Raw genomic sequence first — 14,877 nt, 5'->3', positions numbered from 1 at the left:
GCCGCCGCCCGGCGCTCACGGCACCCGGGCGATCACGTACCGGAAGATGTTCGGCAGCCACACGGCGCCGTCGGACCGCTCGTACGGGTGAAGTGCCTCCGCGAGTTCCTTCTCCGCCAGCGCCGGATCGGACATCCCGAAGGGCGCCGCCCCGGAGGCCGCGGCGGAGCCGGCGCCCGCACCCGTACCCGCCCCCGGGTAGAGCCCCGTCGACAGCAGCCCGCGCACCGCGCTGTCCACGTCCGCGTACCCGAACGGGCAGAAGACCCGGCCCGAGCCGTCCGGCCGCAGACCCGCCCGCTCCACGGCCGCGTCCAGGTCCTCGGGCACCGGCCCGCCGCCCAGGACCGCCGGGACGGTGCAGCGCTCCGCGGGGCCCCAGCCCGCCAGCACCACGGCCCCGCCGCGCCGGACCGCGGGCAGGGCCGCGTCCAGGGCCGCGGCGGGCGGGGCGAAGGCGAACAGGGCGTCGTGGCCGCCGGGCGCGGACGGCGGGGCCGCCCGTACCTCCAGCAGCCGCTCGCGGGCCAGCGCCCGCCTGGCCGGATCCGCCTCCACGCCCGTGGCCACGGCTCCCCGCCCGGCCGCCAGCAGCAGGGCCAGGCCGGCCCCGCAGCCGAGGCCGAGAAGCCGGTCACCCGGCCCGACCTCCAGCCGGTCGTAGACCGCTTCGTAGAGCGGTACCAGCATCCGTTCCTGGATCTCAGCCCAGTCCCGGGCGACGAGCGTCGCCGTCGGCGTCGGTGTCATCGAAAGAGCGCTCCTGATTCCGTGTCGCCCCCTTGCCCCCGTTGCCAGAGAACTCCCCATTCGCCCCCGCGTCCAGAGGAGCGCGCCACCCGATTCACGCTCGATGCGCCCGGCGCCGTACCATTCGCGCCATGGCAAAGGCTCCCGTTCTCACCCCCCAGGCGGAGGATTTCCCCCGCTGGTACCAGGATCTGATCAACAAGGCCGAGCTGGCCGACAACGGCCCCGTGCGCGGCACCATGGTCATCCGGCCGTACGGATACGGCCTGTGGGAGCGGATGCAGCAGGAGATGGACGCACGCATCAAGGACGCGGGCGCCCAGAACGCGTACTTCCCGCTGTTCATCCCGCAGTCGTACCTGACGAAGGAAGCTGAGCACGTCGAGGGCTTCGCCCCCGAGCTCGCGGTCGTCACGCACGGCGGCGGCAAGGAGCTGGAGGAGCCGGTCGTCGTCCGGCCCACCTCCGAGACGATCATCAACGACTACTTCTCCAAGTGGGTCCAGAGCTACCGCGACCTGCCCCTGCTCATCAACCAGTGGGCCAACGTGGTCCGCTGGGAGATGCGTCCGCGCGTGTTCCTCCGTACGAGCGAGTTCCTGTGGCAGGAGGGCCACACGGCCCACGCCACGTACGAGGAGGCCCGCGAGTACGCCGCGCGCATCCACCGCGACGTCTACGGCGACTTCATGACGAACGTGCTCGGCATCGACGTCGTGCTCGGCCGCAAGACCGCCAAGGAGCGCTTCGCGGGCGCCATCAACACCCTCACCCTCGAGGGCATGATGGGCGACGGCAAGGCCCTCCAGCTGGGCACGAGCCACGAGCTCGGCACCAACTTCGCCAAGGCCTTCAACACGCAGTACCTGTCGAAGGAAGGCAAGCAGGAGCTCGTCTGGCAGACCTCGTGGGGCGTCTCGACCCGCATGGTCGGCGGCCTGATCATGTCGCACGGCGACGACAACGGCCTGCGCGTCCCGCCGCGCCTCGCGCACGTCCAGGTCGTCGTCATGGCGATCAAGGGCGACGAGGCCGTCGCCAAGGTCCGCGAGCTGGGCGCCCAGCTCAAGGCCGCCGGCCTGCGCGTCCAGGTCGACGACCGCGTCGACACCCCGTTCGGCCGCCGCGCCGTGGACTGGGAGCTCAAGGGCGTACCGGTCCGCATCGAGATCGGCCCCCGCGACCTGGAGGCCGGCACCGCGATGCTGGCCCGCCGGATCCCGGGCGGGAAGACGCCGGTGCAGATCGACGCCCTCGCCGACCTGCTGCCCAAGGTGCTCGACGAGGACCAGGCGCAGCTGCTGCGCGAGTCCCGCGAGCGCCGCGAGGCCCGCACCTCCGACGTGTCGACCATCGAGGAGGCGGCCGAGGCCGCCGTCGCCGGTGGCTGGGCCCGGATCCCGTGGGCGGACCTCGGTCCGGCGGGCGAGGCGAAGCTGGCCGAACAGGCCGTCTCCGTACGCTGCCTGATCGCCGAGGACGGGTCGGTTCCGGAGGCGGACGACGCCCCCGGTACGCTCGCGATCGTCGCGCGCTCCTACTGAGCGGTACCCGAGCAGTACCCACGCCCCGGCGCGCGGCCCGTTCCGCACGCCGGGGCTGATGCGTCCCGGTCGACGTTACGTACCGACTCCTCCTGAGTTCGGCGCACCCGTCCTCGTCCGGACGCATGAGACTGAACTGACTGGTACGTGCAAAAAATTTGGAATGGCCCGGAATCGGAACACCGGGGCACCTCGGCTCGTTGTCACGACGTGAGCACGACACCACCTGTTCTCGCCGCAGAGCTGGCGCAGGCGTGGGCCGATATTCAGCGGTACCACCCCGAGCTGCCTGACCTTGCCGCGCCCGAGTCCCTGATCGGAGAGTCCTCGTCCGCCTGCGGCGCCGAGCTCTCCTTCGAGCGACTGCTGCACGAGGCAGTCCACGGCATCGCCGCCGCACGCGGGGTCCGAGACACCTCGCGCGCCGGCCGCTACCACAACCGCAGATTCCTCGCGATCGCCGAGGAGATGGGGCTGGACCACTCGGAGGAACCGCACGCGAGCAGCGGCTTCTCCCTGGTCACGCTCAATCCCGAGGCGAAGAAGCGCTACCGCCCGACGATGGAGCGGCTCCAGCGCGCCCTGAAGGCGCACACCGCCGCCACCGCGGCCGACACCAAGCGCAGCTTCCGAGGACCGGCCGCACGGCACGGCTCCTCCGGTGGCGGCGTCCGCGTCAAGGCGGTCTGCGACTGCGGGCGCAACGTGCGGGTGGTCCCGTCCGTACTCGCCCAGGCGCCGATCGTGTGCGGGGGCTGCATGAAGCCCTTCCGCATCCCCGAGGTGGCCATCGCGGCGGCCTCCTGACCCCGGCCCCGGACCCCCCTCCCGGACGGCCGCTGCGGCCGAGGGGCGGGGCGCCGGGGCGGTGCACCGCGGGCCGACCCGCCCGGCTGGGTCCGGCGCGGGCGTATGGCACAATGGACAGCTGTACTCGACAGTCGCATAGGACCCCTCTCTCCTCCGGCTGACGCGTCCATCGGGCACCCGAGTACCGCAACCCCACGTGGCATCTCATGTGCCCAACCACGTCAAGTTCAGGAGACACCACTCCAGTGGCAGTCAAGATCAAGCTCAAGCGCCTCGGCAAGATTCGCCAGCCGCACTACCGCATCGTCGTCGCCGACGCCCGCACCCGCCGGGACGGTCGCGCGATCGAAGAGATCGGTATCTACCACCCGACGTACAACCCGTCGCGCATCGAGGTCAACGCCGAGCGTGCGCAGTACTGGCTGTCCGTCGGCGCCCAGCCCACCGAGGCTGTGCTCGCCATCCTGAAGCTGACCGGTGACTGGCAGGCCCACAAGGGCCTCCCCGCCCCCGCGCCGCTCCTGCAGCCGGAGACGAAGGAGAGCAAGCGTCGCTCCTTCGACGAGTTCGCCAAGGCCCTCGAGGGTGGCGACGCCAAGGGCGAGGCCATCACGCAGAAGGCGAAGAAGGCCGACAAGAAGGCGGACGAGGCTGAGGCCGCCGCCGAGTCGACCGAGGCCTGAGCATGCTCGAGGAGGCTCTTGAGCACCTCGTGAAGGGCATTGTGGACAACCCCGACGATGTGCAGGTCGCCTCGCGCAACCTGCGCCGCGGGCAGGTGCTCGAGGTCCGGGTCCACCCCGACGACCTCGGCAAGGTGATCGGCCGCAACGGCCGCACCGCACGTGCTCTGCGTACCGTCGTGGGCGCCATCGGCGGCCGCGGGATCCGCGTCGACCTCGTCGACGTGGACCAGGTCCGCTGAGAAGTTGAAACACCGGCACGGGCCGGGGAGGGCGTTCGTCGCCCGCCCCGGCCCGAGTCGTTTCCGCCCCCGGGCGGGAGCGACCATTGATCTGAGCAACCACGCCGCAGTAAGGGAAGAGCACAGTGGAGTTGGTAGTCGCGCGGATCGGCCGCGCCCACGGCATCAAGGGTGAGGTCACCGTCGAGGTGCGCACGGACGAGCCCGAGCTGCGGCTCAGTCCCGGCGCCGTGCTCAAGACGGAGCCCGCGACGGTGGGGCCGCTGACGATCGAGACCGGCCGCGTGCACAGCGGGAAGCTCATGCTCCGCTTCGCCGGCGTCAAGGACCGCACCGGCGCCGAGGCGCTGCGCAACACCCTCCTGATCGCCGAGGTGGACCCCTCCGAGCTGCCGGAGGAGGAGGACGAGTACTACGACCACCAGCTGATGGACCTCGACGTGGTCCTCGCCGACGGCACCGAGATCGGCCGGATCACCGAGATCTCCCACCTGCCCTCGCAGGACCTCTTCATCGTCGAGCGGCCCGACGGCTCCGAGGTGATGATCCCCTTCGTGGAGGAGATCGTCGCCGAGATCGACCTCGAGGAGCAGCGCTGCGTCATCACCCCGCCGCCCGGGCTGATCGACGAGCGCGACGCGGTCATCGACTCGACCCGTGACGAGGCAGCCGGGGACGACGCCTGATGCGTCTCGACGTCGTCACGATCTTCCCCGAGTACCTGGAACCGCTGAACGTCTCCCTCGTCGGCAAGGCCCGCGCCCGCGGCCAGCTCGACGTGCACGTCCACGACCTGCGGGAATGGACGTACGACCGGCACAACACGGTCGACGACACCCCCTACGGCGGCGGTCCCGGCATGGTCATGAAGACCGAGCCGTGGGGCGAGGCCCTGGACTCCGCGCTCGCCGACGGATACGAAGCGGGCGCGCGCGGTCCCGTCATGGTCGTGCCCACGCCCAGCGGCCGCCCGTTCACGCAGGAGCTGGCCGTCGAGCTCTCCGAGCGCCCGTGGCTGATCTTCACCCCGGCCCGGTACGAGGGCATCGACCGCCGCGTCATGGACGAGTACGCCACACGGATGCCGGTCTACGAGGTCTCCATCGGCGACTACGTCCTGGCGGGCGGCGAGGCGGCCGTCCTGGTCGTGACCGAGGCCGTGGCCCGGCTGCTGCCCGGGGTGCTGGGGAACGCCGAGTCGCACCGCGACGACTCCTTCGCCCCCGGCGAGATGGCGAACCTGCTGGAGGGCCCGGTCTACACGAAGCCCCCGCTCTGGCGCGGCCGGGACATCCCGGAGGTGCTGCTCAGCGGGCACCACGGGAAGATCGCCCGCTGGCGCCGCGACGAGGCCTTCCGGCGGACCGCGCGCAACCGCCCGGACCTGATCGAGCGCTGCGAGGCCGCGGCCTTCGACAAGAAGGACCGCGAGATCCTCTCCATCCTGGGCTGGAAGCCGTCCGAGGACGGCCGATTTTGGCGCAGGCCGCAGGCCGTGGAAGAATAGGCGGCTGCTGTGTGCTCGCGGGCGCCCCTGCCACAGGGGGACCGTCGTCCGCCGGGTCCCACAGCTCCCGAATTCTCTACGGAAACCCGCACCGGCGACCTGTGGCGTCGTGCGAAGAAAGCAGACGAAGAACATGTCTCACCTGCTCGATGGCGTCAACGCCGCCGCGCTCCGCTCGGACGTCCCGGCCTTCCGCCCGGGTGACACCGTCAACGTCCACGTCCGCGTGATCGAGGGCAACCGCTCCCGTATCCAGCAGTTCAAGGGCGTCGTCATCCGTCGCCAGGGCGCCGGTGTCTCCGAGACCTTCACGGTCCGCAAGGTCTCCTTCAGCGTCGGCGTGGAGCGTACCTTCCCGGTCCACTCCCCGATCTTCGAGAAGATCGAGCTCGTCACCCGTGGTGACGTGCGCCGCGCCAAGCTGTACTACCTCCGTGAGCTCCGCGGCAAGGCCGCGAAGATCAAGGAGAAGCGCGACAACTGAGGTCCCCTTCGGGGTCCGGGGGTGGCCGGATAGGCTCGCCCCCGATGGACACCGAAGCACCTCACACGCAGCGCGGTCACTCCTCTCCCGAAAAGGGGGAGGAGCGGCCGCGTTCTGCGTTCTCCCGGCGCCGCGCGGACCGGCGGCCGCTGACCCTGCGGCGGGCCGGCGTGATCGGTCTGCTCTGCACCGTCTTCCTGCTGCTGCTCAGCAATTTCGTGGTGCAGCCCTTCCTGATCCCCAGCCGCTCGATGGAGCCGACGCTCCAGGTCGGGGACCGGGTCCTGGTCAACAAGCTGGCGTACCGTTTCGGCGACCGGCCGGCCCGCGGTGACCTGGTGGTCTTCGACGGCACCGGTTCCTTCGTACGGGAGCGCGCGGGCGGCAGCGCGGTCGGCGACGCCCTGCACGGGGCGGCCTCGGCGCTGGGACTCGCGGAGCCCTCGGACACCGACTTCGTGAAGCGGGTCGTGGGCGTGGGCGGCGACGACGTGGTGTGCTGCGACGCGCGGGGCCGCATCGAGGTCAACGGTGTCCCGCTGGACGAGCCGTACCTGTATCCCGGGGATGCGCCCTCGAAGGTGCCCTTCCGTGTCGTCGTACCCCTTGGGACCCTTTGGGTCATGGGTGATCATCGTTCCCAGTCCCGGGACTCCCGGGACCACCTGGGAGAGCCGGGCGGGGGGATGGTGCCGGTGGAGAAGGTGATCGGACGGGCCGACTGGATCGGCTGGCCCGTCTCGCGCTGGGGTTCGGCCGGCGGCGGACATGGGTAGCCGGGGCAGGCCGAGGGGCGCACGCGAGCCGGAGCCGGAACCCGAGCCGGAGCCGGAGCGGGCCCCCGTGGCGGAGGGCGGCCGGGCCGAGCGGCGCCGGACCGCCCGCCGGGTACGACGGCGCCGCCGCACCCGGCGGGCGGGCGAGATCCCGCTGCTGGTGGTCGTGGCGCTGTGCATCGCCCTGGTCCTGAAGACCTTCCTCGTCCAGGCCTTCTTCATCCCGTCGGGCTCGATGGAGCAGACGATCCGCATCGGCGACCGCGTCCTGGTCGACAAACTGACCCCGTGGTTCGGCTCCCCGATCGAGCGCGGGGACGTCGTCGTGTTCAAGGACCCCGGCGGCTGGCTCAAGGGCGAGGAGGCCCGGCCCGCCCCGGACCCCGTCGGGGTCAAGCAGGTCAAGCAGACGCTGACCTTCATCGGCCTGCTGCCCTCGGCGGACGAGCAGGACCTGATCAAGCGCGTCATCGGGGTCGGCGGGGACACGGTCAAGTGCTGCGACGCCAAGGGCCGGGTCACCGTCAACGGCGCGCCGCTCGATGAGCCGTACGTGAACCCGGGCAACGCGCCCTCGGAGATCCGCTTCGAGGTGACGGTGCCCGCCGGGCGGCTCTTCGTGATGGGCGACCACCGGGCGAACTCGGCGGACTCCCGTTACCACCTCGACGAGGCCTTCGAGGGCACGATCGACGAGGACGGGGTCGTGGGCGAGGCCGTGGTGATCGCCTGGCCCTTCGGGCACTGGCGCCGGCTGGAGACCCCCGAGACCTTCCGCATGGTCCCCGACCAGGCACGGCGCGAGGCGCGGCGCGCCGCAGGACCCGAGGCGCGCGGGCGGCGTCGGCGCGGTCGGGGCTCGCCGTTCGCATAGTGTGTCCTGGGTCTCCCGCGCCTTAGGGAACTCCCGCTCGTTAAGGGAGGGGAGGGCCCGTGTCCGAATCGGCGCGGGCAGCGATCTCGATTGAGGAGTGGATGTGGGGGATGTGGCGGTAGGCGCTCGATCCGGACGCGACGAGGGCGAGGAGCGGCCGGACGACGACGCCGTTGAGCGCGAGGCCGAGGAGGACGGCGGTGCCAAGGCACATGCGCACCGGTCCTTCTGGAAGGAGCTGCCGCTCCTCATCGGCATCGCCCTGCTGCTGGCCCTGCTGATCAAGACCTTCCTGGTGCAGGCGTTCTCGATCCCGTCCGACTCGATGCAGAACACCCTGCAGCGGGGCGACCGGGTGCTGGTGGACAAGCTGACCCCGTGGTTCGGCTCCGAGCCCGAGCGGGGCGAGGTCGTCGTCTTCCACGACCCGGCCAACTGGCTGTCCGGGGAGCCCACCCCCGAGCCGAACTTCATGCAGCAGATCCTCAGCAAGATCGGCCTGATGCCGTCCGCGGACGAGAAGGACCTGATCAAGCGGACCATCGCGATCGGCGGGGACACGGTCGAGTGCAAGAAGGGGGGACCGGTCGTCGTCAACGGCAAGGAGCTGGACGAGCCGTACATCTTCCCCGGCAACACCCCGTGCGACGACGCCCCCTTCGGTCCGATCAAGGTGCCCGAGGGCAAGATCTGGGTCATGGGCGACCACCGGCAGAACTCCCAGGACTCCCGCTACCACATGCAGGACTCCACCCAGGGCTTCGTACCGGTCGACAAGGTCGTCGGCCGCGCCGTCGTCGTCGCGTGGCCGGTCACCCGCTGGTCCACCCTGCCCATCCCGGACACCTTCGACCAGCCGGGCATCGGCAAGCAGGCCGAGGCCGCCGCGCTCGGCCTCGGGGCCTCCGGACTGGCGCCGGTCGGGCTCGGCCCGGCCGCGCTGGGGCTCACCGGCGCGGTTCCGCTCGTGATGTGGCGGCGGCGGAGGCTGACCCGGGGGCGTACCGCCGGGTAGGGTGCCGCCCAGGTCGACGATCTCCGAGGTGTGGGGGCGCTGGAATGGGCGGGACACAAGCAATACGCAGTGGCAGGGACGGCCACGGCGGTCTCGGCAACGTGCTGTCGGGAATCGCCGTGGCCATTGGTTTTGCCCTCTTCCTCGGCGGCTTCCTCTGGGGGGCGCTGCTCTACCAGCCCTACACGGTGCCGACCGACTCGATGATGCCCTCCGTGCGTCCCGGCGACCGGGTGCTGGCGCAGCGCATCGACGGCGACGAGGTGCGCCGCGGGGACGTGGTCATCTTTACTGATTCCATGTGGAGCGATTCGCCCATGGTCAAGCGGGTCGTCGGCATCGGCGGCGACACCGTGAAGAGCACCGGCGCGGGCGGCGCGCTGACCGTGAACGGCGTCCCGCTCGACGAGCCCTTCATCGACGCCACCCAGCCGGAATCGGGTCTGGCCGTCCCGGCCGGGGAGCCCCCGGCGCCCGGGACGCCCTTCGAGGTGACCGTGCCCGAGGGGAACCTCTTCCTGCTGGGCGACCGGCGCGGCGCCTCGCTGGACTCCCGTGCCCACCTCCAGGAGGCCGGGCAGGGGACCGTGGCCCGGTCGGCCGTCAGCGCCCGCGTCGACGCCTTGGCGTGGCCGTCCATGCGGATGCTGGAGCGGCCGCAGACCTACGCGGCACTGCCCGGCGGGATCTCGCAGCCGGGGCCGCTGCGGCTCCAGGTCGTGATGGTGGCGGCCGGAGCGGTCCTCGTGGTGCTCGGGGCCGCGTACGGGCCGCTCGTACGGGTTCTGGGGCGCGGCAGGCGCAGGGAGCGGTCCGGTGCCCGCTGACGGGCCCGCAGGTACGGCGTCGGCCGGGCCCGGACCCGGACCCGTGGGTGGGGCCGGGGCACGGAAGGTGTCACGGGTGATCCTGCTGGACCCCGCGGACCGGATCCTGCTGCTGCACGGCTTCGAACCGGCGGACCCGGCGGAGGACTGGTGGTTCACCCCGGGCGGAGGCCTGGAGGGCGCCGAGAGCCGGGAGCAGGCCGCGCTGCGGGAGCTCGCCGAGGAGACGGGGATCACAGACGTCGCGCTGGGTCCGGTGCTCTGGCACCGCTACTGCTCGTTCCCGTTCGACGGGCGGCGCTGGGAGCAGGACGAGTGGTACTTCCTCGCCCGTACCGCCCAGACCGCGACCGAGATGAGCGGCCTCACCGAGCTGGAGCGGCGCAGCGTCACCGGAGCAAGGTGGTGGACCTCCGAGGAACTTCTCGCGGCCCATGAGACGGTGTACCCGACCAGACTCGCCGAGCTGCTGCGGACGCTGCTCGACGACGGCCCTCCGTGTACGCCGGTGGTCCTGGCCCCGGAAATCGTTTAGGGGCGAAGGGGCCTGGCGCACAATAGGGGGACGCACGGCTGAAGGGGAACATGCCATGAGTGCCGAGGACCTCGAAAAGTACGAGACCGAGATGGAGCTGAAGCTCTATCGGGAGTACCGCGACGTCGTCGGGCTGTTCAAGTACGTGATCGAGACCGAACGTCGTTTCTACCTCACCAACGACTACGAGATGCAGGTGCACTCGGTCCAGGGGGAGGTCTTCTTCGAGGTCTCGATGGCCGACGCCTGGGTCTGGGACATGTACCGGCCGGCCCGGTTCGTCAAGCAGGTCCGCGTGCTGACCTTCAAGGACGTGAACATCGAGGAGCTCAACAAGAGCGATCTCGAACTGCCCGGCAGCTGAGGTCCGACCCCGTGAGGGTGACGGGGTTGTCCACAACGCAGGGGTTGTCCACCAAGATCCACAGGGTGGGCGGGGGTGCGCGACCGTCGGTGCCGGAGGTGGTGCCGGATGAACGCGAAGGGCGTGGCACAGCAGGCATTGGGGCGGTACGGCGAAGAGCTGGCGGTCCGACGGCTGACCGAGGCCGGGATGACCGTGATCGCCAGGAACTGGCGGTGCCGCAGCGGCGAGATCGACATCGTCGCGCGGGACGGTGACGCCCTCGTCGTGTGCGAGGTCAAGACCCGGCGGGAGGGCCCCTTCGAGCACCCCATGGCCGCCGTGCGGCCCGGCAAGGCCGAGCGCTTGCGCAGGCTGGCCGGGCGCTGGCTCGCCGACCACGGCGGACCGCCGACGGGCGGGGTGCGCATCGACCTCGTCGGCGTCCTGCTGCCCCGGCGCGGTGCGCCCGTGGTGGAACACGCCAGGGGCGTGGCCTGATGGGGTTCGCGCGCGCCTGCTCGGTGGCCCTGGTGGGCGTCGAGGGGGTGGTCGTGGAGGTCCAGGCCGATCTCGAACCGGGGGTCGCGGCCTTCACCCTGGTGGGACTGCCGGACAAGACCCTGGTCGAGAGCCGGGACCGGGTGCGGGCCGCGGTGGTGAACTCGGGCGCGGCGTGGCCGCAGAAGAAGCTCACGGTCGGCCTCAGCCCCGCCTCGGTGCCCAAGGGGGGCTCGGGATTCGACCTGGCCGTCGCGGCGGCCGTGCTGGGCGCCGCCGAGGTGGTCGACCCGGCGGCGATCGCCGACCTCGTGCTCATCGGGGAACTGGGGCTCGACGGGCGGGTACGTCCCGTGCGGGGGATCCTCCCGGCGGTGCTCGCCGCGGCGGAGGCCGGGTACCGGCAGGTGGTGGTGCCGCAGCAGTGCGCGGCGGAGGCCGTGCTCGTGCCGGAGGTCTCCGTGCTCGGCGTGCGCAGCCTGCGCCAGCTGATCGCGGTCCTGACGGACGCAGTCGTCCCCGAGGACCTCCCGCCGGACCCACCCGGCCGCCCGGACCCGATACTGGCCGGTCTCCTCCTCCCGGGCACGGGTCTGAGCGCGGGGCTGGCGGGCGGGCGCTCCGGCCAGGGTGACGGTGCGGACGGCCCCGACCTTGCCGACGTGGCCGGGCAGCACTGCGCCCGCCGGGCGCTGGAGGTGGCGGCAGCAGGCGGACACCACCTCTTCCTGAGCGGCCCGCCCGGGGCCGGCAAGACGATGCTGGCCGAGCGGTTGCCGGGCCTGCTGCCCGATCTCACCCGCCGGGATTCCGTGGAGGTCACCGCCGTCCATTCGGTCGCGGGAATCCTCCCGCCCGGCCAGCCGCTGATCACGAGGCCGCCCTACTGCGCGCCGCACCATTCGGCGACCCTGCAGTCCCTGGTGGGCGGAGGCAACGGGATCCCGAGGCCGGGGGCCGTCTCCCTGGCCCACCGCGGCGTGCTGTTCCTCGACGAGGCCGCCGAGTTCCACAGCCGGACGCTGGACGCGCTGCGGCAGCCGCTCGAATCGGGGCACGTGGTCATCGCCCGAGCCGCAGGGGTGGTCCGGCTGCCGGCCCGGTTCCTGATGGTCCTCGCGGCGAACCCGTGCCCGTGCGGGCGGCACACGCTGCTCGGGGCCGGGTGCGAGTGCCCGCCCTCGGTGATCCGCCGCTATCAGGCGAGAGTGTCCGGCCCGCTGCTCGACCGGGTGGACCTGAGGGTGGAGGTGGAGCCCGTGACCCGGTCCGATCTGCTGGGGCAGGGCGGCCGGGGCGAATCCACGGCGGTGGTCGCCGACCGGGTCCGCGAGGCCAGGGAGCGGGCCGAGGCGCGGCTCGCCACCACTCCCTGGCGGCTCAACTCGGAGGTGCCGGGACAGGAACTGCGCACCCGCTGGCATGCGGCCGCGGGGGCGATGGCGCAGGCCGAGCGGGATCTGGAGCGCGGGCTGCTCACCGCCCGTGGGCTGGACCGGGTGCTACGTGTGGCGTGGACCGTGGCGGACCTGCGGGGGAGGGACCGCCCCGAGGCGATGGACATGGCCGTGGCCCTGGAGCTGCGCACGGGGATCGCCCGCGGGGCGACGGTGTCCGAGCAGGCCCGGTCATGACCGGGGCCGAGCAGCCGGAACCGCGGCTGCTGCCAGTGCCGCTGACGGAGCCTCGGCCCGGTCCTTCGGCGCAGGCGGCCGAGGGCCGGGAGGCCGGCAGCGGGTGCCGGGCCGAGGAGCAAGCCCTGCTGGCGCGGGTGGCGTTGACGCGGGTCGTCGAGCCTGGGGACGCGTGCGGGGGGCGGTGGCTGCGGGAGTTCGGGGCCGTGGAGTTGATGCGGCTGCTGAGCGGGCCCGAGGCGGAGGCGGGGCTGCTGTCCGGGGTGGGGCCGGAGCGGCTCGCCGGGTACCGCGGACGGGCTGCGCGGGCCGACCCCGGGCGGGACCTGGCGGCGGCCGCCGAGGCGGGCGTGCGGTTCGTCGTGCCCGGCTCGCCGGAGTGGCCCACCCAGCTCGACGACCTCGGCGACGCCCGTCCGGTCGGGCTGTGGGTGCGGGGCATGCCGGACCTGCGCGCCTGGGCGCTGCGTTCGGTGGCGCTCGTAGGGGCCCGGGCCTGCACCCCGTACGGCGCGCACATGGCCCAGGGCCTGGCCGCCGGGCTGGCCGAGCGGGGCTGGGTCGTCGTCTCGGGCGCGGCGTACGGGATCGACGGCGCCGCCCACCGGGGAGCCCTGGCCTCGGGCGGGGCCACGGTCGCGGTGCTGGCCTGCGGGGTGGACGTCGCCTACCCGCGGGGACACGCCGGGATGCTCGGCCGGATCGCGGGGCAGGGGCTGGTCCTCGGTGAACTGCCGCCCGGGAGCCATCCCACCCGGAGCCGGTTCCTCCTGCGCAACCGGGTCATCGCCGCCCTGACCCGGGGCACGGTCGTGGTGGAGGCGGCCCTGCGCAGCGGGGCCCTGGTCACCGCCCGGCGGGCCCAGGACCTCGGGCGGTTCACCATGGGCGTCCCCGGCCCCGCGACCAGCGCGCTCTCCGCCGGGGTGCACGAACTGCTGCGGGGCGAGGCCGTCCTGGTCACCGATGCGGCCGAGGTGGTCGAACTGGTCGGCGGCATGGGCGAGCTGGCCCCCGAGCGGCGCGGGCCGGTACTCGCCCGGGACCTGCTCCGGCCGGCGGCCGCCCGTGTGCTCGAAGCGCTGCCTGCCGGGCGGCCCGCGCAGCCCGAGCAGTTGGCACTTGCCGCGGGCATCGGCACCGATGAAGTCATCGGCAGACTGTACGAACTTCACTCTCTGGGGTTCGTCGAACGGCAGGGCGACGGCTGGGAGTTGAGCAGGGGAACGGCTGCCGAGGGCACGCAAACCGGAGCTCCCCGGCGAGGCGGTGGTTGACCTGGGGCGTTCCGGTGAAAGAGTGAAACCGATGAGAGACGCGGTCTTCCCGGTGGCAGTCGACGGGACCGAGCGCCAGGCGCCGGTCCCGGGTCGCCCGCGCGAGCCGGGACGCGCCTGGGCCCCCGCGCGATCCCGTACTCTTCGCGCACCGCGACAGTTCCGTCACGCTACGCTCCCAACGAATCCGGCTCCGGCAAAGGCGAAGCATGCCCCAGCACACCTCAGGGTCTGACCGCGCTGCGGTGCCCCCCGCTGCCCGTGGCAGCGTGCGGTCGACCGCACCCTCGTCCCTGGAGGTGCTGTGGCGCTCGTACAAGGACTCGGGTGACGAGCGGCTGCGGGAGCAGCTGATCCTGCACTACTCGCCGCTGGTGAAGTACGTGGCCGGCCGGGTCAGTGTGGGCCTGCCGCCCAATGTGGAGCAGGCCGACTTCGTCTCCTCCGGGGTGTTCGGGCTGATCGACGCCATCGAGAAGTTCGACATCGAGCGGTCGATCAAGTTCGAGACGTACGCCATCACCCGGATCCGCGGCGCGATGATCGACGAGCTGCGGGCGCTGGACTGGATCCCGCGCTCGGTCCGGCAGAAGGCGCGGGCCGTGGAGCGGGCCTACGCCACGCTGGAGGCGCAACTGCGGCGCACCCCGACGGAGGGCGAGGTCGCCGGTGAGATGGGGATCGGCGTGGACGATCTCCACGCCGTTTTCAGCCAGTTGTCGCTCGCCAACGTGGTCGCCCTCGAAGAGCTGCTGCACGTCGGAGGCGAGGGCGGCGACCGTCTCTCGCTGATGGACACCCTGGAGGACACCGCCGCCGACAACCCCGTCGAGGTGGCGGAGGACCGGGAGCTGAGGCGCCTGCTGGCACGGGCGATCAACACGCTGCCCGAGCGGGAGAAGACGGTGGTGACCCTCTACTACTACGAGGGGCTCACGCTCGCCGAGATCGGCAACGTGCTCGGCGTCACCGAGAGCCGGGTCAGCCAGATCCACACCAAGTCGGTGCTCCAACTGCGGGCCAAGCTGGCGGATGTCGGGCGGTGAGCTTGCGGTACCTCCGTAGAGTGGAGATG

The 14,877-nt window shown here is 72.2% G+C and carries 17 protein-coding genes and 1 pseudogene; 17 read left to right on the top strand and 1 reads right to left on the bottom strand.

Annotation, left to right across the window (positions count from 1 at the left end):
* Positions 1 to 15: 15 nt before the first annotated feature.
* Positions 16 to 750 carry a hypothetical protein gene (locus tag IO30_RS0117790; RefSeq protein WP_031144174.1) on the bottom strand — a complete coding sequence of 245 codons (735 nt, stop codon included), beginning with the start codon at positions 748 to 750 and terminating at the stop codon, positions 16 to 18.
* Between the two features lie 131 nt (positions 751 to 881).
* Here IO30_RS0117790 and proS point away from each other — a divergent pair, with 131 nt between their 5' ends.
* The 17 genes and pseudogenes from proS to whiG all read left to right on the top strand — a co-directional run bounded on the left by proS (position 882) and on the right by whiG (position 14,848).
* Positions 882 to 2,294 (top strand): proline--tRNA ligase, encoded by a 1,413-nt coding sequence (proS, locus tag IO30_RS0117785; protein WP_031144172.1) that lies wholly within the window; start codon positions 882 to 884, stop codon positions 2,292 to 2,294.
* A 210-nt stretch (positions 2,295 to 2,504) separates the two neighbouring features.
* A complete protein-coding gene (locus IO30_RS0117780; RefSeq protein WP_031144170.1) occupies positions 2,505 to 3,101 on the top strand; it encodes a hypothetical protein in 597 nt (198 codons plus the stop codon).
* 248 nt (positions 3,102 to 3,349) lie between these two features.
* Complete coding sequence (gene rpsP / locus IO30_RS0117775; protein ID WP_031144168.1) at positions 3,350 to 3,787, top strand: 30S ribosomal protein S16; 438 nt, start codon at positions 3,350 to 3,352, stop codon at positions 3,785 to 3,787.
* Positions 3,788 to 3,789: 2 nt separating this feature from the next.
* The gene (locus IO30_RS0117770) at positions 3,790 to 4,029 is read left to right on the top strand and encodes an RNA-binding protein (RefSeq protein ID WP_007266827.1); all 240 of its coding nucleotides are present in this window, start codon (positions 3,790 to 3,792) and stop codon (positions 4,027 to 4,029) included.
* 125 nt (positions 4,030 to 4,154) lie between these two features.
* Positions 4,155 to 4,715, top strand: coding sequence for a ribosome maturation factor RimM (gene rimM / locus IO30_RS0117765; protein WP_031144165.1), 561 nt, complete (start codon positions 4,155 to 4,157; stop codon positions 4,713 to 4,715).
* A complete protein-coding gene (gene trmD / locus IO30_RS0117760) occupies positions 4,715 to 5,536 on the top strand; it encodes a tRNA (guanosine(37)-N1)-methyltransferase TrmD (protein ID WP_031144163.1) in 822 nt (273 codons plus the stop codon). Before rimM ends, trmD begins: the two co-directional genes overlap by 1 nt.
* Positions 5,537 to 5,669: 133 nt before the next feature.
* Positions 5,670 to 6,020 carry a 50S ribosomal protein L19 gene (gene rplS / locus IO30_RS0117755; RefSeq protein WP_031144161.1) on the top strand — a complete coding sequence of 117 codons (351 nt, stop codon included), beginning with the start codon at positions 5,670 to 5,672 and terminating at the stop codon, positions 6,018 to 6,020.
* Positions 6,021 to 6,064: 44 nt separating this feature from the next.
* Positions 6,065 to 6,796 (top strand): signal peptidase I, encoded by a 732-nt coding sequence (gene lepB, locus IO30_RS0117750; RefSeq protein ID WP_037894399.1) that lies wholly within the window; start codon positions 6,065 to 6,067, stop codon positions 6,794 to 6,796.
* Positions 6,789 to 7,847: pseudogene (lepB, locus tag IO30_RS0117745) on the top strand (signal peptidase I). Before lepB (IO30_RS0117750) ends, lepB (IO30_RS0117745) begins: the two are co-directional and overlap by 8 nt.
* Positions 7,783 to 8,685: a signal peptidase I gene (gene lepB, locus IO30_RS0117740; protein WP_031144155.1), complete on the top strand. Its 903-nt coding sequence runs from the start codon at positions 7,783 to 7,785 to the stop codon at positions 8,683 to 8,685. The pseudogene lepB (IO30_RS0117745) and the gene lepB (IO30_RS0117740) overlap by 65 nt, the downstream one beginning before the upstream one ends.
* A gap of 44 nt (positions 8,686 to 8,729) precedes the next feature.
* Positions 8,730 to 9,512, top strand: a complete 783-nt coding sequence (lepB, locus tag IO30_RS0117735) for a signal peptidase I (protein ID WP_031144153.1) — start codon at positions 8,730 to 8,732, stop codon at positions 9,510 to 9,512.
* A gap of 43 nt (positions 9,513 to 9,555) precedes the next feature.
* Positions 9,556 to 10,047 carry an NUDIX hydrolase gene (locus IO30_RS0117730; protein ID WP_031144151.1) on the top strand — a complete coding sequence of 164 codons (492 nt, stop codon included), beginning with the start codon at positions 9,556 to 9,558 and terminating at the stop codon, positions 10,045 to 10,047.
* Positions 10,048 to 10,102: 55 nt separating this feature from the next.
* Positions 10,103 to 10,411 carry a DUF2469 domain-containing protein gene (locus IO30_RS0117725; RefSeq protein ID WP_005311352.1) on the top strand — a complete coding sequence of 103 codons (309 nt, stop codon included), beginning with the start codon at positions 10,103 to 10,105 and terminating at the stop codon, positions 10,409 to 10,411.
* A gap of 108 nt (positions 10,412 to 10,519) precedes the next feature.
* Positions 10,520 to 10,891 (top strand): YraN family protein, encoded by a 372-nt coding sequence (locus tag IO30_RS0117720; protein ID WP_031144148.1) that lies wholly within the window; start codon positions 10,520 to 10,522, stop codon positions 10,889 to 10,891.
* Entirely contained in the window at positions 10,891 to 12,525 is a 1,635-nt protein-coding gene (locus IO30_RS0117715; protein WP_031144147.1) for a YifB family Mg chelatase-like AAA ATPase, read from the top strand. Before IO30_RS0117720 ends, IO30_RS0117715 begins: the two co-directional genes overlap by 1 nt.
* Positions 12,522 to 13,802, top strand: coding sequence for a DNA-processing protein DprA (gene dprA / locus IO30_RS0117710; RefSeq protein WP_051902382.1), 1,281 nt, complete (start codon positions 12,522 to 12,524; stop codon positions 13,800 to 13,802). Before IO30_RS0117715 ends, dprA begins: the two co-directional genes overlap by 4 nt.
* Positions 13,803 to 14,011: 209 nt before the next feature.
* On the top strand, positions 14,012 to 14,848 hold the full coding sequence (gene whiG, locus IO30_RS0117705; protein WP_031144143.1) for an RNA polymerase sigma factor WhiG: 837 nt from the start codon (positions 14,012 to 14,014) through the stop codon (positions 14,846 to 14,848).
* Positions 14,849 to 14,877 lie beyond the last annotated feature (29 nt).

Origin of the sequence: Streptomyces xanthophaeus (genome assembly GCF_000725805.1) — a bacterium.
Classification (GTDB): domain Bacteria; phylum Actinomycetota; class Actinomycetes; order Streptomycetales; family Streptomycetaceae; genus Streptomyces; species Streptomyces xanthophaeus.
The sequence above is the reverse complement of the archived record's forward strand: the minus strand, read 5'-3'. Positions and strand labels throughout refer to the sequence as shown.